Source organism: Streptomyces sp. 12E (assembly GCF_055633275.1).
The window spans coordinates 2,086,895-2,105,605 of record NZ_JBVNCJ010000001.1 but is presented as its reverse complement, the minus strand read 5'-3'; the positions used below and the strand labels follow the sequence as shown (position 1 = coordinate 2,105,605).

The 18,711-nt window shown below is 72.2% G+C and carries 18 protein-coding genes; 7 read left to right on the top strand and 11 right to left on the bottom strand.

Features of this window, described 5'->3' with window-relative positions; all coding sequences use genetic code 11:
- Positions 1-12: 12 nt before the first annotated feature.
- From ACZ8ZB_RS09875 to ACZ8ZB_RS09860, 4 genes are all read right to left on the bottom strand, one after another.
- Positions 13-297 (bottom strand): hypothetical protein, encoded by a 285-nt coding sequence (locus ACZ8ZB_RS09875; RefSeq protein WP_470737327.1) that lies wholly within the window; start codon positions 295-297, stop codon positions 13-15.
- A gap of 55 nt (positions 298-352) precedes the next feature.
- Positions 353-778 carry a hypothetical protein gene (locus ACZ8ZB_RS09870; protein ID WP_470737326.1) on the bottom strand — a complete coding sequence of 142 codons (426 nt, stop codon included), beginning with the start codon at positions 776-778 and terminating at the stop codon, positions 353-355.
- A gap of 352 nt (positions 779-1,130) precedes the next feature.
- Positions 1,131-4,247, bottom strand: a complete 3,117-nt coding sequence (locus tag ACZ8ZB_RS09865) for an AfsR/SARP family transcriptional regulator (protein ID WP_470737325.1) — start codon at positions 4,245-4,247, stop codon at positions 1,131-1,133.
- Between the two features lie 113 nt (positions 4,248-4,360).
- The gene (locus ACZ8ZB_RS09860) at positions 4,361-4,720 is read right to left on the bottom strand and encodes an arsenate reductase family protein (protein ID WP_470737324.1); all 360 of its coding nucleotides are present in this window, start codon (positions 4,718-4,720) and stop codon (positions 4,361-4,363) included.
- 231 nt (positions 4,721-4,951) lie between these two features.
- Between ACZ8ZB_RS09860 and ACZ8ZB_RS09855 the strand changes: the two genes are divergently transcribed.
- The 6 genes from ACZ8ZB_RS09855 to ACZ8ZB_RS09830 all read left to right on the top strand — a co-directional run bounded on the left by ACZ8ZB_RS09855 (position 4,952) and on the right by ACZ8ZB_RS09830 (position 11,335).
- The gene (locus ACZ8ZB_RS09855; RefSeq protein ID WP_470737323.1) at positions 4,952-5,266 is read left to right on the top strand and encodes a hypothetical protein; all 315 of its coding nucleotides are present in this window, start codon (positions 4,952-4,954) and stop codon (positions 5,264-5,266) included.
- Positions 5,267-5,442: 176 nt separating this feature from the next.
- Positions 5,443-6,690, top strand: coding sequence for a sensor histidine kinase (locus ACZ8ZB_RS09850; protein ID WP_470737322.1), 1,248 nt, complete (start codon positions 5,443-5,445; stop codon positions 6,688-6,690).
- Positions 6,690-7,364, top strand: a complete 675-nt coding sequence (locus ACZ8ZB_RS09845) for a response regulator (RefSeq protein WP_470737321.1) — start codon at positions 6,690-6,692, stop codon at positions 7,362-7,364. The genes ACZ8ZB_RS09850 and ACZ8ZB_RS09845 overlap by 1 nt, the downstream gene beginning before the upstream one ends.
- Positions 7,365-7,554: 190 nt before the next feature.
- Positions 7,555-7,986 (top strand): hypothetical protein, encoded by a 432-nt coding sequence (locus ACZ8ZB_RS09840; RefSeq protein WP_470737320.1) that lies wholly within the window; start codon positions 7,555-7,557, stop codon positions 7,984-7,986.
- A gap of 23 nt (positions 7,987-8,009) precedes the next feature.
- Positions 8,010-8,765 carry an ABC transporter ATP-binding protein gene (locus ACZ8ZB_RS09835; protein ID WP_470737319.1) on the top strand — a complete coding sequence of 252 codons (756 nt, stop codon included), beginning with the start codon at positions 8,010-8,012 and terminating at the stop codon, positions 8,763-8,765.
- On the top strand, positions 8,762-11,335 hold the full coding sequence (locus ACZ8ZB_RS09830) for an ABC transporter permease (protein WP_470737318.1): 2,574 nt from the start codon (positions 8,762-8,764) through the stop codon (positions 11,333-11,335). Before ACZ8ZB_RS09835 ends, ACZ8ZB_RS09830 begins: the two co-directional genes overlap by 4 nt.
- Positions 11,336-11,341: 6 nt before the next feature.
- On the opposite strand, the gene ACZ8ZB_RS09825 is transcribed toward ACZ8ZB_RS09830, so the two are convergent.
- The 4 genes from ACZ8ZB_RS09825 to glnA all read right to left on the bottom strand — a co-directional run bounded on the left by ACZ8ZB_RS09825 (position 11,342) and on the right by glnA (position 15,610).
- The gene (locus ACZ8ZB_RS09825; RefSeq protein ID WP_470737317.1) at positions 11,342-11,599 is read right to left on the bottom strand and encodes an SCO2583/SCO2584 N-terminal domain-containing protein; all 258 of its coding nucleotides are present in this window, start codon (positions 11,597-11,599) and stop codon (positions 11,342-11,344) included.
- A 104-nt stretch (positions 11,600-11,703) separates the two neighbouring features.
- Positions 11,704-13,086, bottom strand: coding sequence for a hypothetical protein (locus ACZ8ZB_RS09820; RefSeq protein WP_470737316.1), 1,383 nt, complete (start codon positions 13,084-13,086; stop codon positions 11,704-11,706).
- A gap of 26 nt (positions 13,087-13,112) precedes the next feature.
- Positions 13,113-14,084 carry a DUF1963 domain-containing protein gene (locus ACZ8ZB_RS09815; RefSeq protein WP_470737315.1) on the bottom strand — a complete coding sequence of 324 codons (972 nt, stop codon included), beginning with the start codon at positions 14,082-14,084 and terminating at the stop codon, positions 13,113-13,115.
- Between the two features lie 116 nt (positions 14,085-14,200).
- Positions 14,201-15,610 carry a type I glutamate--ammonia ligase gene (glnA, locus tag ACZ8ZB_RS09810; protein WP_470737314.1) on the bottom strand — a complete coding sequence of 470 codons (1,410 nt, stop codon included), beginning with the start codon at positions 15,608-15,610 and terminating at the stop codon, positions 14,201-14,203.
- A 210-nt stretch (positions 15,611-15,820) separates the two neighbouring features.
- Here glnA and ACZ8ZB_RS09805 point away from each other — a divergent pair, with 210 nt between their 5' ends.
- Positions 15,821-16,291, top strand: a complete 471-nt coding sequence (locus ACZ8ZB_RS09805) for an RDD family protein (protein ID WP_470737313.1) — start codon at positions 15,821-15,823, stop codon at positions 16,289-16,291.
- Positions 16,292-16,375: 84 nt separating this feature from the next.
- Here the strand turns inward: ACZ8ZB_RS09805 and ACZ8ZB_RS09800 are convergent, their stop codons facing one another.
- From ACZ8ZB_RS09800 to lipA, 3 genes are all read right to left on the bottom strand, one after another.
- Entirely contained in the window at positions 16,376-17,080 is a 705-nt protein-coding gene (locus ACZ8ZB_RS09800) for a DUF4191 domain-containing protein (RefSeq protein ID WP_351999195.1), read from the bottom strand.
- 37 nt (positions 17,081-17,117) lie between these two features.
- On the bottom strand, positions 17,118-17,333 hold the full coding sequence (locus tag ACZ8ZB_RS09795) for an SCO2195 family GlnR-regulated protein (protein ID WP_470737312.1): 216 nt from the start codon (positions 17,331-17,333) through the stop codon (positions 17,118-17,120).
- 267 nt (positions 17,334-17,600) lie between these two features.
- Positions 17,601-18,590, bottom strand: coding sequence for a lipoyl synthase (lipA, locus tag ACZ8ZB_RS09790; protein WP_470737311.1), 990 nt, complete (start codon positions 18,588-18,590; stop codon positions 17,601-17,603).
- Between the last annotated feature and the right edge of the window lie 121 nt (positions 18,591-18,711).

Here is an 18,711-nt window from a genome sequence, read left to right as displayed (position 1 = left end):
TCCGCGGGTGGGTCACACCCAGACGTAGAGGTCGTACAGGCCGCCGGCGTTCCGGACGCACTTGGCGGCACCGGCGTAGGAGTCCCGCAGGTCGTAGCACGTCGAGCGGCTGAACTCGCCGATGTACTCGTAGCCCGAGGCCGCCGCGGGCGTCAGGGAGGCGGGTGCGGAACCGGCCGTGCCCGATGTCGTGGCGGCCGAGGCTCCGACCGCCGCCATCATGACGACGGCCGCGCTGGTGGTGAGCGTGGCGATGGCCCGCTGTGGGGTGACGGTCAGGCCGAGCTTGCGCATCATGGAAGATCCTTTCCGTGGGATCACCGGCGGGCGCCGGCGACCGTTCGTGGTTCGGTCAGAACAGGTTCGTGCAGTTCAGCCAGCTGCCGGCCGAGTTGTAGTCGCAGACCCAGGCCCGGATGTTCGCCTTGTCGTTGAACGACCAGGAGGTGGTTCCGTGGGCGCCCTTGCGGGAGATGTACTTGCCGACGTGACTCCACGCGCCGTTCTTCCACTCGTCGTACTCGAGCACGAGGGCGGAACCCAGGCCGTTCCCCGATATGGCGTCACGCAGCGTGACATCGGTGAACGTGCCGTCGTACTTGGCCTTGCCTCCCGCAGTGCCGTCCCCCCAGTACTCGTAGTAGCCGGAGACGGAGCTGTTTCCGGAGGAACTGGAGCCGGAGAGCCGGATGGTGGTGGCAGCCTGGGCGCTGGTGGCGGTGGTCACCGCCAGGGCAGCGGCGACGGGCAGAGCGGCAAGGGCGTGACGGAGTCTCATCGCGTGGCCTTTCTTGTCTCTGGGCTTCGGCCGGCTTGCGGGCTTCACGCTGCCCGAGCCGCCGTGAACGAACCTGGAGCGGATCTGGAAGTGGCCGGTGAGGGCACACCTGGTGGTTGATCCGGAGGCCGGGATTCCTGAGCCGGGGAAGCCTCGGCAGGGCCGGTGACGGCTCATGACGGAGCCAGGGCGGTGCCTGCCCGGGGGACGTCCGTGGGATCGCGTGAGCCAGCCGCCCGGGTTTCCCCGGCGCCGCTGCCCGTGGATCACGCTTTCCGGGGGCGGTGCGCGCGGCGGCCGCCCGGCAGGGCACTGGACGGCGTTCGGTCCAGTGCGCCGCAGCGGCCGGAAGTCATCCCGCGTCCGAACCCGCGCCCGCCGGACGGGACGCGGCGTTCATGGGGCCGTGCCCCGCTACGGGCCGGACACGGTGGTCACCGCCACCGGCGCGTGCCGCTCCCAGGATGCCGAGTGCCTGGTCGAGCAGTGGCCGGTAGCCGGATTCGCGGGCCAGGGAACAGGCCTGGGCGGCGTACTGCCCGGCCTGGCCGGACCGGCCGTGTCGCAGGTGGACGCGTGCCATGCCGAGGAGCGCGCCGATGGCCGTCTGGCGGCTCCGGGTGCGCTGCGCCAGGCGGTGGGAGCGGCGGTAGTGCAGGAGGGCGATGCCGTCCTGGTCGGCCGAGTGCCGCACGGTGGCGAGGGCGTTGAGTACGCTCGACTCGGCGTACGGGTCTCCCACGCGGCGTACCAGGGCCAGTGCCCGCTGGGCGTGCCCGAGGGCCACGCCGGGCCGTCCCGCGTCGGCCTCGACCTCGGCGAGATGGGCCAGCGCGGCGCACTCTCCGTCGAGGTGGCCGAGTCCGGCGTCGAGTTCGCGGGCGCGGCTCAGGCACAGACGGGCGGAGTCGAGGTCCCCGCTCTGGTGGTGGGCGACGCCGAGGTTGATGAGGGCGGCTGCCTGGCCGCGGTCCCTGCCCGCCGCGCGGTGCAGTTCCTGGGCTTGACGCAGGTGGGCGATGGCCAGGTCCAGCCGGCCGGTGAGGGTGTGGAGGGTGCCGAGGTTGCTGAGATTGACGGCCATGGTCGCCTCGAGGCCGAGAGCACGGTCGATCCGCAGTGCCCGCTCCCAGCAGGCGACCGCCTCCTTGGTGCGCCCCTGGATCGAATGGGCCACTCCCATGGCGGTGAGCGCCGCCGACTGACAGTGCGCCCAGCCCGACCGCTCGGCCAGGGCGCGGGCGCGCCGGTGCTGGTCGACACTGAGGTCGTAGTCCCCCCGGCACTGGTGGGCAAGCGCGAGGCTGAGCCGGCAGATCGCCTGGGCCCTGAGATCGCCTGCGGCCTCGGCGGCGGCGATGCCGGCGGTGGCGATGTCGATCCACTCCGCGGTGGTCCGTCGGGCCAGGTAGTGTCCGCGCAGCGCGTCCACGAGCAGCCAGGCCGCCTCGGGAACCCCTGACTCCTGTGCCGTCCTGACGGCGGTCACCAGATGGGGCAGTTCCGTCGCCAGCCACTCGGCCGCCGCCGCGACCGTCGGGAAGGTGGTGCCGCCGCTCTTCGGCGGGGCCAGCCTGACCAGTTGGGGGAACATGAGGCGCGCCGCGCTGTCCGCCCGCCGCGTGTACCAGTGGTACGCGCGGCGCAGTGCGGCGGTCCGCTCGGCGGGGGAGTCCTCGGCGCGGGCCCGTTCGTCCGCGAACAGGCGGATCAGGTCGTGGAACGCGAACCGCTCCGCGGACGGCTGTTCCACCAGGTGAGCGTCGGCGAGCTGGTGCAGCAGCGCCTCTGTCTCGTCGCGCGGGGCGTCGAGCAGGGCGACGGCGAGATCAGCGGAGAACGTCGCGAACGGAAGCGTCCCGAGCAGCCGGAAGAGCGCACGCTGCCTGGCTCCGAGGCAGGTGTAGGAGTATTGGAACGCGGTGCGCACGGTACCTTGCGCGTCTTCCCGGATGCTCAGCTCCGCGAGCCTGGAGCGGTTCGTCATCCGGTGGACGAGCGCGCCGATGTCGGTCTCCGGGGAGGAGGCGAGCTGCGCCGCGGCGATGCGGATGGCCAGCGGGAGCCGGCCGCAGCACTGGGCCAGGCCGGTCACGTCCCGCTGCCGGCCGCTGGTCCGGGACGGCCCGAGGACATGGACGATCAGGGCGGCGGCGTCGTCGCCGCCGAGGAGGCCCAGAGGCAACAGCCGGGCGCCGTCGAGGGCGACGAGGCCGGTGAGCCGCGTTCGGCTGGTCACCACGACGCTGATGCCGGGTGCCCCGGGCAGCAGCGGGCGTATCTGGTCGGTCGAGCGGGCGTTGTCGAGGACGATGAGCAGGCGCCGTCCCGTCACGGCCGACCGGAAGAGCGACGCCGCCTGCTGGAGATCGCCGGGGATGTCGGACGCGGTGAATCCCAGCGCGCCGAGCAGCAGGGCGAGGGATTCCAGGGGGACCAGCGGCTGCCCCGGACCGTGTCCGCGAAGGTCCACGTACAGCTGGCCGTCGGGGAAGCGGGCGGCGGCGAGCCGGGCCCAGTGGACGGCCAGGGCGGTCTTTCCCACTCCCGCCATGCCGGTGACGAGGACGATCGTCGGCTCGTCCGTCCGCACCGCCGCGTCCAGTGCGGCCAGTTCCTCGGAGCGGCCCACCAGGCCCGTGCCGTAGTGCGGGAGTTGCCGAGGCGTGGGACGAGGGGCCGACGGAGACGGGGCGGAGGCCGCCCGGGAGCGTGCGGCGGGAAGATCGAGGGCCTTGTCGGAGGTGAGGATCGCCCGGTGCAACTGCCGAAGCTCCCGGCTGGGGTCGGTACCCAGTTCGTCGGCGAGTTCCTGGCGTATCGATTCATAATGCCGCAACGCCTCGGAGGGCTGCCCGCAGCGGTACAACGCCAGCATCAGCTGCCCGGCCACCCGCTCGTCCATGGGGTGAGCGGCGGCGCAGGCCCGTAGCGCGGGAACCAGCGCATCGTGCCGTCCGCGCCTCAGCTCGACATCGTGCAGGTCCAGTTCGGCCGCGTGTCGCCGGTTCTGCAGATCGCTCCGCAGTTCCTCGAACCAGGGGGACGTCAGACCGGCGCACGGGGTCCCGCGCCAGAGGGACAGCGCTTCCCGTAACCGGGCCGCGGCGTCGTCGTCGCGCGCCGCCGACCGTGCCAGGCCGACCAGTTCGATGAAGGAACTGGCGTCCACCGACACGGCGCCGCGGGGAACGCGGTAACCACCCGAGGTGCGCTCGATGGTGACGCCCGTGGGCCGCAGCGTCTTCCGGAGACGGGAGATGTAGTTGTAGAGCGACCCCTGGCCGGGGCGGTGGGCATCGGCCCCCCAGAGACGCCGCACGAGACGGTCCACCGACACCGTGGACTCGGACTCGGGCCCGGCGAGGAGCGCGGCGAGGACGCCGCGCTGGAGCGTGTGGCCCAGAGCCAGGGATTCACCGTTGTGCCACGCCTCGACCGGCCCCAGTACCCCGAGTCTGATCCCCATGGGCCCTGTCTACTAGAGAACCCTTTCCTCCACAGTCGGATAAGAGCCATTCCGGCTGGCGAGGCGCGCTGTTGGCCGGGTTCTGCTGGTCCGCGGGTCTCCCGGCCGGAATGCTAGCGGGACAGGGCGTCCCGTACGGCGTCCTCCGTGCGGCCCACGACCGCCGTGCCGTCGTCCGCCGTGATGATCGGCCGCTGGATCAGCTTGGGGTGCGAGGCGAGCGCCGCGATCCAGCGGTCCCGCGTCCCGGCCTCCCGCGCCCACTCCTCGAGGCCCAGCTCCGTCGCGACGGCCTCCTGGGTCCGGGTGATGTCCCACGGCTCCAGCCCGAGGCGCTCCAGCAGCGCCCGGATCTCGTCCTCGCCCGGCACGTCCTCCAGGTAGCGGCGGACGGTGTAGTCGGCCCCCTCGGCGTCGAGCAGGCTGAGGGCGCTACGGCATTTGGAACAGGCGGGATTGATCCAGATCTCCATGCCGCCCACGGTACGCCGCCTCGCCTTTGTTCGAATTTTCCGCCCCGTGCGCGTGTCTCGCGGGGCCCGTGTGACGCTCCGCTGAAACCCGTGCTCACCAGGGCATTTATTGGCTCCTTCGGGTCTGCTGATTGTCGGTGGCGGGCAGTAGAATGGAAGCAGTGTTCGAGGGTGGTGCCGGGGTCGTCGGGGACCTCGGCGGGCCGCCCCGACCGCGACAGGAGGATGCCCGTGCCCGCTGCCGCACTCAAGCCGAAGCCCCTGCCCACCCAGTCCACCGCGAAGCGTCCCGTGCCGCTCGAACTGCCCTGCGCCCCGGTGGAGAAGAGCCCGCTCCCGGCGGGCCGCCCGCGCGAGTGGTACGTCACGCACAACCGCCGCCTCAAGGCGATGCGGCTCGCCATCGCCCTGCTCGACTCCGGCGTCTACCTGCCCGCCCAGGCCCGCAACGAGAGGATCCGCACCACGGCGCGGCTGATCGGCGTCCACCCGCCGTCGGACACCACGTGCCACATGGTGCGCGCGTTCATGCGCCACAACCGCTGAGCTCCGGACCGGTGCCGGGCGGCCCCTCGCGCGGGGCGCCCGGCACCGCCGTGCCGCGCTGAGGCAGTATGGGCGGGCGAGGGGAACTCCCCCGCCCCGAAGTCGCCGCGGTCCGGCGTCACTTGTGCCGGCAGGCCGCGCGGTCGCACCCCTGCCGGAGGAGAAAGGTACGACGGTTGGCTGAGGAGAGGACGGTCCCGGTCCCGTCGTCCTGGATGACGCCGTCCGGCCGGTACGGACGCGCCGTCGCCCGGGCGTGCGACATCGGTGTCGCGCTGGTGGTCCTGATGGCGGCGGAGTACTACGGCGGCGACTACGACCTGCTCCTGGGCGGGCTGATGGCGCTGAGCCTGCTGCCCCGCAGACGGTTCCCCGGCACGGTGCTGGCGGTCGTCCTGGCGCTGAGCGTCGTCCAGTTCGCCCTGTACGACCTGCCCGAACTCCCGCTGGCGTCGGCGCCCGCCTCCTACGACGTGGCCGTGCTGTTCGCCATGATGTCGGTCGTCCACCACTCCCGGACCACCTGGATGCCGTACCTCGCGGGCGCCGTGGTGTTGCTGGCCCCACTGGCCGGGACGGTGGGGATCCCGGCCCTCGGCATCGAGCCGTTCGCCGATCCCGAGACGCTCCTGATCTACTGGGGACTGACGCTGACGGTCTGGCTGACGGCCTTCGCCCTGCACACGCGGCGCCTCTACGCCGAGAGCCAGGCGGCCCGCGCCCGGCACGCCGAGCGGGAACAGGAGCAGCGCGTCCGGCTGGCCGCGGCCCGGGAGCGGGCCGAGATCGCCCGTGAACTGCACGACGTGGTGGCGCACAGCCTGGCCGTGATGATCCTCCAGGCCGACGGCGCCGGGGCCGTGCTGCGCAAGTCGCCGGACATGGCGGAGTCCGCGCTGAAGACGATCGCCGCCACGGGCCGGGACGCGATCGACGACATGCACCGCATCGTCCGGGTGCTGCGCGAGGGGAAACCGGACTCCGCCGACCCCGACTCCGCCGACGGCGGCCCGCCACGGCGCCTGGTCACCCTCGACGAGATCGAGGTCGTCGCCGAACGCGCACGGGCCGCCGGGCTGAGCGTGGACGCGTCGGTCGAGGTCGGCGAGGGACGGTTGTCGCCGGCGGAGGAGATGACGGCCTTCCGCATCGTCCAGGAGTGCCTCACCAACGTGCTCCGCCACGCCGGGGCCGGGGCAGGGGTCGACATCCGGCTCAGGGAGGAGCAGGGCACACTGCTGATCGACGTGACCGACGACGGAGCGGGCGCCCTCGCCGGCCGCGGCGCCGCCGGCCGCTCCGGAGGGAACGGACTGGTGGGGATGCGGGAGCGGGTGGAGCTCGCCGGCGGCACCTTCGAGGCCGGCCCCCGGCTCGGCAGCGGATGGCACGTACGTGCCTCGATTCCTACAAGGACGAAGTGATGACGCGGGCGGACAGGACGATCCGGGTGGCCGTGGTGGACGACCAGCCGCTGATCCGGGCCGGTTTCTCCATGGTGCTGGCAGGTCAGGACGACATCGAGGTCGTCGGTGAGGCGGAGAACGGGGCGGACGCCCTCGACCTGCTGCGGAAAGTCGAGGCGGACGTCGTCATCATGGACATCCGCATGCCCGTCATGGACGGCATCCAGGCCACGGAGCAGCTGATGCGGCTGGACGATCCGCCCGGTGTGCTGGTGCTGACCACCTTCGACAACGACGAGGACGCGTTCGCGGCGCTGCGCGCCGGAGCCGGCGGCTTCCTGCTGAAGAACGCCCCCGCCGCGGAGGTGGTGAACGCCATCCGGGTCCTGGCCGCGGGGGAGTCGGTGGTGGCGCCGCGCATCACCCGGCTGCTCCTCGACCGGGTCTCGGACCGGCTGGCGCCGACGAACGGACAGGCCGAACGGCTGGACGTCCTCACCGCGCGCGAGCGGGACGTGCTCGCCCTGGTCGCCCGGGGACTGTCCAACGCCGAGATCGCGGCGGAGCTGTACGTCGCGGAGGCCACGGTGAAGACACACCTGGGCAACCTCATGGCGAAGCTGCACCTGCGGGACCGCGCCCAGGCCGTCGTGTTCGCCTACGAGTCCGGGCTGGTCCGTCCCTCCCCCTGAGGGTGCGCCCCTCCCCCTGAGGGTGCAGGGGCGCCCCCGGGTCCTGCCCCCTCAGGCGCAGGAGCCGCCCCGTCCGGTGTGCCGGATCCGCCGCGTCCGATCTCGGATTCCTGGCCGATGTCCGGCGGGCCGCCGGACTCCAGACTTCTCACTGTCGCCGAACGCGGCCGAGAAGACACCGGAGGACTCGATGAACACCACGCCCACCCCGCGCAACCGCAAGCGCAGCCGTCTCGTCATCGGTGCGGCCACGGCCGTGATCGCCGCCGCCCTGGCCGCCGGGGCGGGGTACTGGTGGCTGGACCGCGACGAGCTCAGCCAGGCGTCCGCCGAGGACTGCCGGCTGGCGCAGCGCATCGTCACCGAGGCCGCGGAGGTCTCCACCGGCCCCGCGCCGGACGCGGAGAAGTGGTGGCGGAAGACCGGCGACGAGCGCCGCGCGCAGATGGAGGACGGCTACCTCGGAGCCAAGATCTCCCGGTACGAGGGATGGGCGCTGGCGACCGCCCAGAAGTCCCCCGAAGCGCCGTCCGCGAAAGACGTGAAGGGGCTCCAGGAGGAGGCGCGGGGCCACTGCTCGGACTCCGGCGTCACCCTCACCATGCCGCCGCTCGGCTCCTGACCCGGACTGCGGGAACCGTCCCCATGGCTGTCCACACCGCCGCCCGCGACCGCGCACCGGACGACGTCATCACCGCCACCGCCCTGGTGAAGACCTACCGTCAGGGAACCGCCGAGGTACGGGCCCTCGACGAGGTGTCCGTCGGCATCCGGCGCGCCCGGTTCACCGCCGTCGTCGGCCCCTCCGGATCGGGCAAGTCGACCCTGATGCACTGCGCCGCCGGACTCGACACCGTCACCTCCGGCAGCATCGTCCTGGACGGAACGGAGATCACCGGACTGTCCGACCGGCAGCTGACCCAGATGCGCCGGAAGCGGATCGGCTTCGTCTTCCAGTCGTTCAACCTGCTGCCGCAGCTGACGGCCTACGAGAACATCGTGCTGCCCGTCAGCATGTCCGGCGGGCGCCCGGACCGCGAGCTGGTGGACCACCTCTGCGACGTCCTCGGCATCGCCCACCGGCTCTCGCACCGCCCCGCCGAGCTGTCCGGGGGCCAGCAGCAGCGGGTCGCCGTGGCCCGGGCCCTGGTGGCCCGGCCGGCCGTGGTCTTCGCCGACGAACCCACCGGCAACCTCGACTCCCGGGCCGGCGCCGAAGTACTCACCATGCTGCGCCGGTCCGTCGACGAGCTCGGCCAGACGGTCGTGATGGTCACCCACGACCCCGCGGCGGCGCGGTACGCGGACCGGGTACTGACCCTCGCGGACGGCCGCGTCGTCGAGGACGAGCACCCCACCCCCTCCGTACGCGCCGCCGCCGTCCCGGGGAGGCGGCGATGAGGGCCCCGTGGCGCGCGACCGTCCTGGGCTCCCAGGTGGCGGAACTCCTGAGACGTCCCGGCCGGTTCGCGGCGACCGGACTGTCGCTGCTGATCGCGGCCTTCGTCGTCTTCGGGGCCGTCATGGCCCAGCAGATCATCACCGCGACCGTCGTCGGGAAGTTCCGCGGAACGCCCGAGGCGGCGTCGATCGTGGTCACGCCCGGCAACGACGGGGAGGACATCGGCGAGGCCCGCCTGAGCGAGATCCGGAAGACGCCCGGAGTCACCGAGGCCGTCGGCCGGATCGACGGCGGCAGCCCGCTGGGCGGCAGCGCCGTCGAACGCTACCTCGAACTGTCCGCGGACCCGGGCGCCGGCGCCCTGGCGGAAGTTCGGCTGCTCGACGGCACGTACCCTTCCGGCCCGGGCCGGCTCGCCGTCAACACGCAGGCCGCGAGGGAACACGACCTCGCTCCGGGGTCGTCGCTCACCCTGCTGCAGCCCGCATCCGACGGCGACGGCACCCGGCGGGTGACGGTCGAGGTCAGCGGCATCGTCCGCAGCACCGCCACGAACGACGCGGAGCCCACCGGGTACGCCCCCGGCCCCCAGCTCGGGGAGCTGCTCGGCGTGTCGGGCTATACCCGCATCGACATCCGCACCGACACCGCGCCCACCGCGTCCGGTTCCGCGGAGCTGACGGAGCTGACGCAGCGGATCCGGCAGGTGGTGCCCGGAGCGCAGGTACGGCCCGGGGACGAGGTGCGGGACCAGGAGGCCCGCGAGGCGGTGACGGAGGCGAAGGACACCCTGGAGCTGGTCACCGTCTTCCTCGCCGTCGCCGTCGGCGCGGCCGTGCTCGTCGCGACCTCCACCTTCCGCATCGTCTTCGCGCGGCGCGTACGCCAGCTGGCGCTGCTGCGCGCCATCGGGGCGACCTCGCGACGGCTCGCCGCCGCACTCGTCGCCGAAGGAGCGGTGGTCGGCCTGCTGGCCGGCGTGACCGGTGTGCTGGCGGCCTGGGGCTGCGGGCAGCTCGTCCCCTCGGTCGCCGGGCGGTTCGGGCACGACCTGTCCGCCCCCTCCCACCTCCCGCTGACGCAGGCCGCTCTCACCGTCCTCGGCACCGGTCTGCTGGCGGTCCTGGCGGTCCTGGCCCCGTCCCTGACCGCCTCACGGGTCTCCCCGCTGCAAGCCCTGCGCAGCGCGGCGTCCGGGGAGGGCACGGCGAGCGGCATCGGCCGGACCCTGCTGGGCCTGCTGTGCGCGGCGGGCGCCGCGCTCCTCGCCCGGCAGCAGTACGGCGGGCTGCCCCAGCCGGGAGACACGGGGTACGACCGGTTCGCGGCGCTGACCGTCGTGGTGCTCTCGGGCGGGCTGGCCTTCCTGGCCCTGATCGCCCTAGGCCCCCTTCTGGTCCGGCCGGTGCTGTCGGCCGTCGCCGTGCCACTGCGCCGCACCGGTGCGGCCGGCCGACTCGCGGTCGCGGGCGTCGGGGGAGCGCCGGGCAGGGCGGCCTCGGTCTCGGTCGTCGTGGCCCTCGGCGTCTGCCTGGTCGGTTCGACCCTGACCTGTCTCGCCTCCCTGAACGCCTACGAGCGGTACCGGCAGGCGGTGGAGACGCCCGCCGACTTCCACCTGTACGGGAGGGACAGCGAGTCGCTGGACCGGTCGCTGGCCGCCGATCTGGACTCTCACCCCGAACTGACCGACGTGACGGCGTTCCGCACGGCGGAGGTCATCGAGGGCACCCGCAGCGCGACGATCTCCGACCTCGACCTCGGCACCGTCCGCTCCGGCGTGGGCCTGACCGCCCGCACCGGCTCCCTCGACCACCTCGACCCCGCCCACGTCGTCGTGGACGCCGACCACGCCCACCTGCTCGGCGTCCAAGCGGGCGACCGGGTGACGCTGAAGTTCAGGGACCGCCCCGTCCACCTCACCGTGGCGGCGACGCTGCCCGGAGCCGGCCCCTACGGAGGGAACTTCTTCGTCCCCGCCGCGGATCTCACCCGCATGGGAGCGGACACCGCGCCCACCACGGTCACCGCCAACGCCTCGGAGGACAGCGCTCAGGGGCGGATACGGGCGCAGCGGGCCATCACCGACACGTTGACCGGCCCGGAGCGCGGCGACGGCCGCGTCACCGCCGAGACCTCGGCCGGACGGAACGGCGGATCGGACGACCTGCGGACGACGGCCACGACGGTGATCATGGTCCTGGGCCTGACCGTCCTGGTGGCGGTCGCCGGCGTCGCGACCACGGCGAGTCTCACCGTCGTCGAACGCAGCCGTGAGTTCGGGCTGTTGCGGGCCCTGGGCCTCAGCGGAGCGGCCGTGCACCGCATGGTCACGGTGGAATGCGCGCTCTACGGCGCACTGGGCGGAGTCCTCGGTCTGGCCCTCGGCCTGCCGTACTCCTGGCTGGTGGTCCGTGTCGCCGAGACGAGCGCCCCGTTCAGCGTCCCGGCGGGACGACTCGCGGCGGTCTTCACCGCCCTGGTCCTGGTGACCGCCGCCGCGGGAACGCTGCCCGCCCTCCGCGCCTCCCGGACCCCGCCGACGGTCGCCGTCGCCCGGAACGACTAGCCGGGATCAGTACGGGCGGAAGTCGGCGTAGCCGAGCAGCAGGATCACCGCGACGACGCAGCCGAGCACCACGGCCGTCGACACCCACGAGGAGCGGCCGGACGATCCCCGGTACTCCGGTTCGCCGCGGAACGGGACCGGTCCGGGCGGGTTGTCCTTCCAGCGCGCGGCGAGCATGCGGGCCCGCGCCGACGGCTCCTTGTGCTCGGCGCCGTCCGCCCACGTGAGGTCGAACTCCCGCTCCTCGTCGTCCCTCTCGGGCATCCCCGTGACCCTCTCTCGAACGGCAGTGTCAGATCAAGCTTCCCTCTCCGCGCGCGGAGAGGGAAGCTTTCCGGACACACGACGGCAGCGGGGAGGCGGAGGGCTCACGGCTCCGTTCCGTTCCCGGGACGGGCGTCCGGCAGGGTGCGGGGCCGGGTTCGCCGTCGGTCCCGCAGGCGTCGTGTCAGGGCGGGCAGCCAGGGCAGGACGCCGAACAGCGTCAGGAGCGACAGCAGCGGGACGCGCCACCACGCCGGAACGGCCGCAGGCGGCGGGGACGGCGTCCGGGCCACCCACGGCCGGGCGGTCTTCGACCAGGCCAGGAACGCGTCGCCGACCGGGAGCAGACCGAAGGCGTACCGCTTGGTCCACGGAGTGCCGACCGGGACGCCCGCCAGTTCGCTGACGCCCGCGAGCGCGCCGGCGAGCCGGGCGTCGCCGTGGACCTGGGCCGCGCCGATGGTGACGACGCTCGCCGACAGGCTCACCCCGAGCGGAAGCGGACCGGAGTCGACGTCGGCCGGTCCGTCCGTGCCGTCCGGGTACTCCCGCACCGCCGGCCCGAGACCGAGCGGTGTGGTGAGGTACAGGTCGCGGAAGCGGGAGTACTGTCCGGCGGCGAAGGCGGGGTCGATGTCGAGCAGGAAGCGCTGGATGAGGCTCTGCGAGGTGCCCCGGGCCACTTCGGCCGGCTCCCCGGTGACCGGGTCGGCCCGGTGCGGCAGCAGTCCGGTGCGCGGATCGAGCCGCTCGCGCGACTCCCGCAACCACCGCCGGACGGTGGGGCCGAACCGGTCCGGCAGCAGACGGTCGTGCAGCCGCAGCGACGCGACCGCCACGGTCGAGTCCACCGGCCACGCCTGACCGGGGTACGCCTCCAGGTACGGCGAGGACGAGGCGTCGAACGCCGCGCCGAGCTCGGCCGAGTCGCGGGCGAACCGGCGCGCCTCGACGGCATCGCGCTGCCCGGCCGGCTGGAGGCCCAGCACCCCGCCGCGCAGCCAGTTGCTCCATCCGCGGTGGAAGACGCCGTACGGCGGGGTGAGCTCCGGGCTGAAGGGGGCCCGGCCCGCCGGGGAGTCCAGTTGCCGAAGCGCCCACCGGGCCTCCCGCAGTGCCGTCGACCGCTCGTCGGCGGGGGCGCGCATGCCGAGCTCGACCCAGCTCAGGCCGTAGAGCACGTGCAGGAAGAAGTGGCCCTCGGGGAACACGGCCTGCGCCTCGTCACCGGCCCCGTCGTCCAGCGCCTCCCGCAGGAACGCCAACTGCCTCTCGACCCCGGGTGGTTCGGTGTCCGGTCCCGCGGTGGCGGGCGAGACCAGCCGCACCGCCCCCAGCAGGGCGCAGAGGCTCACCAGTACGGCCGCGAGCCGGCGCAGCCGGCGCAGCCTCCGGCGTCCCCGCGGCACGCCACGGCCCTCGACGCCGTCCGTCCCGCCGTCCGTCCCGGAACGGACCACGGCCGTCTCCTCACCGGTGTCCGACACACCGACCTCCTCGCCCGGATCCCCGGTCAGCGGCTGTACGTCAGCCGGACACGGTCGAAGCGCCGTGCCGACAGGTCGTCGCGGTTGATGATCCAGCCCAGCGTGCCGTCGCCCGTGCCGAGGATGTCGCCCTCGGCGAGCTCCATGAGGTTCAGCCAGGGGCCTCCCTCCTTGGCCGAAGCCTCCGCCATGGCCCGGGCGTACAGTTCCTCGAACCTCTCGGGGGCGTCCCGGCAGACGACCACGGCCTCTTCGCACTTTCTCAGGAACTCCGCGTCGTAGAAGGCCCGGTCGTCCGGATTGAACTCCACCCCGCGCAGCCCGCCGTTGCGCCGCACGCGCGGGACGGTCCCGGTCCGCTCGGCGTACTCCCGGACAGCGGCCACGACGGGGCCGATCCGTTCCCTCTCGCCGTCGTCGAGGCCGTCCGGCAGGGACGGCAACCGGTCCGCTGCCTCGGGACCCTCCTCCTCGGGGTCCTCGGGGTCCTCGGGGTCCCACATCCAGCCGAGCACGTCCCACGACGTGCCGGGTTCGCAGGTCAGCACCCGCCGCTTCAGCGGCTCCAGCTCGTACCGTTCGCCGTCCAACCCCTCCCCCACGGGCACCGGGCGCACGGCCGTCTCGGTGCCCGACGGGACGTGGAGCACCTGCACGTCGTGTTCCCCGTGCTCGTGGAAGTGCGTGAAGCCGTAGTCGGCGGAGGCGAAGAACAGCAGGTGCCCCTCGCGCGGGAGGCCGTCGTCCAGCGGCTGCCTCGGCAGCGCGGAGAGGTCGAGATCCGCGACGAAGCAGTGTCCCGGATCCCACTCGGCGTCCGGGGGCAGCTCCGGCAGTCCGCCCACGTAACCCACTACGAGGTCCTCGGGCTCGACCATGTCGTCATCGGCCGGGTACACGTGGAAGGACGGCTGCATGATCCACATGATCCGGGTGATGGCGTCACTGGAGACGCCGTGCCGGGAGGCGAAGGCGCGGAACGCGTCGGTGTATGACATGGCGTCATTGTGCGGTGCCCCGCTGACAGCCCCCCGGCCGGACCGCCGCCGGGGGAACGGCGAAGGCCGTCACCCCGGACCCGGGGTGACGGCCTTCGCCGTCGCGACCTCGCTCTTTACACGTCGAAGTAGAGCTCGAACTCGTGCGGGTGCGGGCGGAGCTGGAGCGGGGCGATCTCGTTCTGGCGCTTGAAGTCGATCCACGTCTCGATCAGGTCCGGCGTGAAGACGTCGCCCTGGAGGAGGAACTCGTGGTCGGCCTCGAGGCGGTCGAGGACCGCGCCGAGGGAGGTCGGGACCTGGGCCACGTTCGCGTGCTCCTCGGGAGCCAGCTCGTAGAGGTCCTTGTCGATCGGCTCGGCCGGCTCGATCTTGTTCTTGACGCCGTCCAGACCGGCCAGCAGCAGCGCCGAGAAGGCCAGGTACGGGTTGCCGGAGGCGTCCGGGGCGCGGAACTCGACGCGCTTGGCCTTCGGGTTGGAGCCGGTGATCGGGATGCGCATCGCGGCGGAACGGTTGCGCTGCGAGTACACCAGGTTCACCGGGGCCTCGAAGCCCGGCACCAGGCGGTGGTACGAGTTCACCGTCGGGTTGGTGAAGGCCAGCAGCGACGGGGCGTGCTTGAGGATGCCGCCGATGTAGTAGCGGGCCGTGTCCGACAGGCCGGCGTAGCCCTGCTCGTCGTAGAAGAGCGGCTCGCCGCCCGCCCACAGCGACTGGTGGACGTGCATGCCGGAGCCGTTGTCACCGAAGATCGGCTTCGGCATGAAGGTCGCGGTCTTGCCGTTGCGCCAGGCGACGTTCTTCACGATGTACTTGAAGAGCTGCAGGTCGTCCGCGGCGGCGAGCAGGGTGTTGAACCTGTAGTTGATCTCGGCCTGGCCGGCGGTGCCCACCTCGTGGTGCTGGCGCTCGACCTTCAGGCCGGCCTTGGCCAGCTCCAGGGACATCTCGGCGCGCAGGTCGGCGAAGTGGTCGACCGGCGGGACCGGGAAGTAGCCGCCCTTGTAGCGGACCTTGTAACCGCGGTTGTCCTCCAGCGCACCGGTGTTCCAGGCGCCCGCCTCGGAGTCGATGTGGTAGAAGGACTCGTTCTCGGAGGTCTTGAAGCGGACGCTGTCGAAGACGTAGAACTCGGCCTCGGGGCCGAAGTACGCGGTGTCCGCGATCCCGGTGGAGGCCAGGTACGCCTCGGCCTTCCTGGCCACGTTGCGCGGGTCGCGGGAGTACTGCTCGCCCGTGATCGGGTCGTGGATGAAGAAGTTGATGTTCAGCGTCTTGTCACGGCGGAACGGGTCGATCCGGGCGGTCGACAGGTCCGCGCGCAGCGACATGTCGGACTCGTGGATGGCCTGGAAGCCGCGGATCGACGATCCGTCGAACGCCAGCTCCTCGTCCGGGTCGAACGCCTCGGCAGGGATCGTGACGTGCTGCATCACACCCGGGAGGTCGCAGAACCGGACGTCGATGAACTTGACGTCCTCGTCCGCGAGGTACTTCTTGGCGTCGTCGGCGTTCTGGAACATCCAGCTCCTCCTACTCCCGACCGTCCCGCCGGGGTGGTAGACCGTTCGTGTGGCCAGTGCGGGTGGCACACGCTCGCCTCGACCCTAGGGACGGGTCATTTCTCCGGCGTGACCCATTTGTTTCGCACAAGTTAACCGGGCCCCCTCCCACGGTAGCCCCGACGCACCCCTCCGTCCTGTGGTCATATCCGGGCGCAGTACCGTGGACGGGTGGACAACAGGCAAGCAATCGGATCATGGCTCTCCGGGCCCCGCGCGGCCCTGGAGGACGCCGGTGCCGAGTTCGGCTACCGGGGTGAGCAGCTGGGGCTGCCGGAGGACGGACCGGGATCGATCGCACGCCCCGGCCGCAGGCTCGGCGCCCTCGCCGTGGACTGGGGCCTGTGCGTCCTGATCGCATACGGCCTGATCACCGAGGGCTACCGGGGACAGACGACCGGCAACTGGGCGCTGCTGGTGTTCCTCGTGCTGAGCGTCCTCACCGTCGGCACGGTCGGCTCCACGCCCGGCAAGCGCCTGTTCGGGCTGCGGGTGGTCGCCCTCGGGACCGGCCGGGTCCAGCCGCTGCGCGCCCTGGTGCGCTCCGTGCTGCTGTGCCTCGCCGTCCCCGCCCTCGTCTGGGACCGCGACGGCCGCGGTCTGCACGACCGGCTGGCCCGCACGGTCGAGGTGCGCATCTGACACCCGCCCCGAGGGGCGACGGGAGACGACGACGGGGCGCCGGAAGTGATTCCGGCGCCCCGTCGTCGTAGTGGAAGGAGCGGGTCAGCGGCCCCTGGGCCCGCCGCCCTTCGGCAGTCGCATGCCCTTGGGCATGGGCCCCTTCGGCAGCGGCATGTTGCTCATCAGGTCGCCCAGGGCGCGCAGTCGGTCGTTGGTCGCGGTGACCTGCGGGCCGGTGAGCACGCGGGGAAGCTTGAGCATGGTCGTGCGGACCTTCTTCAGCTCGACCTGGCCCTCGCCGGTGCCCACGATCAGGTCGTGCACCGGGACGTCCGCGACGATGCGGTTCATCTTCTTCTTCTCGGCGGCCAGCAGGCTCTTCACCCGGTTCGGGTTGCCCTCGGCGACCAGCACGATGCCGGCCTTGCCGACCGCGCGGTGCACCACGTCCTGGTTGCGGTTCATCGCCACCGCGGGGGTCGTCGTCCAGCCCCGGCCGATGTTGTCGAGCACGGCCGCGGCGGCGCCCGGCTGTCCCTCCATCTGCCCGAAGGCGGCCCGCTCGGCCCGGCGCCCGAACACGATCGCCGTCGCGAGGAAGGCGAGCAGGAAGCCCAGGATGCCGAGATAGATGGGGTGCCCGATCAAGAAACCGATCGCGAGGAAGACACCGAAGGTGACGATTCCGACAGCCGCGAGTACAAGACCGATCTTCTTGTCGGCCCTGCGGGTCATCTTGTAGGTCAGGGCGATCTGCTTCAGTCGCCCGGGGTTCGCAGCGTCCGCTGCGGTTTCCTTCCTCGCCATGCCATGAAGTCTACGTGTCCCCGCCGGGGGCGATGGGTCAGGGGCGGATCGTCAGGGAAGGAGCGGTCAGGGTCTGGTCGAGGACGCGCTGAGCCTCGATCCGGTCCTTGGCGCGGCGGCGGTCCTCCAGTACCGAGGTCCAGGCGTTGCGGCGGGCGGTGCGCTGGCCCCCGCTCATCAGCAGCGACTCGACGGCGCGCAGTGCGGTGGTGAAGGACGGGATGGCGGTGGCGCGGACGGGCGCGGCCTGCATGGTGGAGGTCTCCCTCGGTGCCGACGGGTAGGGGGGTACGTGCTGTGATTCCAGGCTCACTGACTGGTGTTACCAGGACGTGACCGACCGGTCAAACAGGCATGAAGCCTCGGCGGGAGGGGCCGGAACGCCGACGCGGCCCCGACCTGTGCCCTCATCTGCGAGGACGGTCGGGACCGCGTCGTCTCGGCCACTACCGGCAGGTAGGGCCTTGTGCGTGAATTCACACGCCGTCGGCGGTGTGCCGCCGGACGGCTCCGGGCGAGGTCAGACGGCCTGGGAGGCCACGTACGCGCCGCCCCGCTGCGGAGCAGCTGATTCACGCAGCTCGACCGCCATCCGGTAGAGGCGGCCGGCGCGGTAGGAGGAGCGGACCAGCGGGCCGGACATCACACCGGAGAAGCCGATCTGCTCGGCCTCCTCCTTCAGCTCCACGAACTCCTGCGGCTTCACCCAGCGCTCCACGGGGTGGTGGCGCACGGAGGGCCGCAGGTACTGCGTGATGGTGACCAGCTCGCAGCCGGCGTCGTGCAGTTGCCGCAGCGCCTCGCTGACCTCCTCGCGGGTCTCGCCCATGCCGAGGATCAGGTTGGACTTGGTGACCAGACCGTGGTCGCGGGCGTCGGTGATGACCTTCAGGGAGCGGTCGTAGCGGAAGCCGGGGCGGATCCGCTTGAAGATCCGGGGCACCGTCTCGACGTTGTGCGCGAACACCTCGGGGCGGGAGGAGAAGACCTCCTCCAGCTGCTCGGGGACCGCGTTGAAGTCGGGGGCGAGCAGTTCGACCTTGGTGCGGCCGTCCGCGCGGTCCGCCGTCTGCGCGTGGATCTGGCGCACGGTCTCGGCGTACAGCCAGGCGCCGCCGTCCTCCAGGTCGTCGCGGGCGACGCCGGTGATGGTGGCGTAGTTCAGGTCCATGGTGACGACCGACTCGCCCACGCGGCGCGGCTCGTCACGGTCGAGGGCCTCGGGCTTGCCGGTGTCGATCTGGCAGAAGTCGCAGCGCCGGGTGCACTGGTCGCCGCCGATGAGGAAGGTCGCCTCGCGGTCCTCCCAGCACTCGTAGATGTTGGGACAGCCGGCTTCCTGGCAGACCGTGTGCAGACCCTCGCTCTTGACGAGGTTCTGCATCTTGGAGTATTCGGGGCCCATTTTCGCCCGGGTCTTGATCCACTCGGGCTTGCGCTCGATGGGGGTCTGGCTGTTGCGGACCTCCAGGCGCAGCATCTTGCGTCCGTCGGGTGCGACTGCGGACACGACCGGCTCCCTAGCGATTGATTCTTCGGCGTTCTTCAGGGTACGCCCGTTGATTTGTTGGTCGGCGTCGGTGCTGGCCTTGCCGGGGGCGGCTGCCCTCGGGTCCTCACGCGCCGGACCG

Coding starts and splice junctions, on each gene's coding strand:
- ACZ8ZB_RS09875 (WP_470737327.1), bottom strand. CDS start 297: ATGATGCGCAAGCTCGGCCTGACCGTCACCCCACAGCGGGCCATCGCC.
- ACZ8ZB_RS09830 (WP_470737318.1), top strand. CDS start 8,762: ATGAGGGCCCCGTGGCGCGCGACCGTCCTGGGCTCCCAGGTGGCGGAA.
- ACZ8ZB_RS09815 (WP_470737315.1), bottom strand. CDS start 14,084: ATGTCATACACCGACGCGTTCCGCGCCTTCGCCTCCCGGCACGGCGTC.
- ACZ8ZB_RS09795 (WP_470737312.1), bottom strand. CDS start 17,333: ATGCAGGCCGCGCCCGTCCGCGCCACCGCCATCCCGTCCTTCACCACC.
- glnA (WP_470737314.1), bottom strand. CDS start 15,610: ATGTTCCAGAACGCCGACGACGCCAAGAAGTACCTCGCGGACGAGGAC.
- ACZ8ZB_RS09865 (WP_470737325.1), bottom strand. CDS start 4,247: ATGGGGATCAGACTCGGGGTACTGGGGCCGGTCGAGGCGTGGCACAAC.
- ACZ8ZB_RS09840 (WP_470737320.1), top strand. CDS start 7,555: ATGAACACCACGCCCACCCCGCGCAACCGCAAGCGCAGCCGTCTCGTC.
- ACZ8ZB_RS09845 (WP_470737321.1), top strand. CDS start 6,690: ATGACGCGGGCGGACAGGACGATCCGGGTGGCCGTGGTGGACGACCAG.
- ACZ8ZB_RS09870 (WP_470737326.1), bottom strand. CDS start 778: ATGAGACTCCGTCACGCCCTTGCCGCTCTGCCCGTCGCCGCTGCCCTG.
- ACZ8ZB_RS09800 (WP_351999195.1), bottom strand. CDS start 17,080: ATGGCGAGGAAGGAAACCGCAGCGGACGCTGCGAACCCCGGGCGACTG.
- ACZ8ZB_RS09860 (WP_470737324.1), bottom strand. CDS start 4,720: ATGGAGATCTGGATCAATCCCGCCTGTTCCAAATGCCGTAGCGCCCTC.
- ACZ8ZB_RS09825 (WP_470737317.1), bottom strand. CDS start 11,599: ATGCCCGAGAGGGACGACGAGGAGCGGGAGTTCGACCTCACGTGGGCG.
- ACZ8ZB_RS09835 (WP_470737319.1), top strand. CDS start 8,010: ATGGCTGTCCACACCGCCGCCCGCGACCGCGCACCGGACGACGTCATC.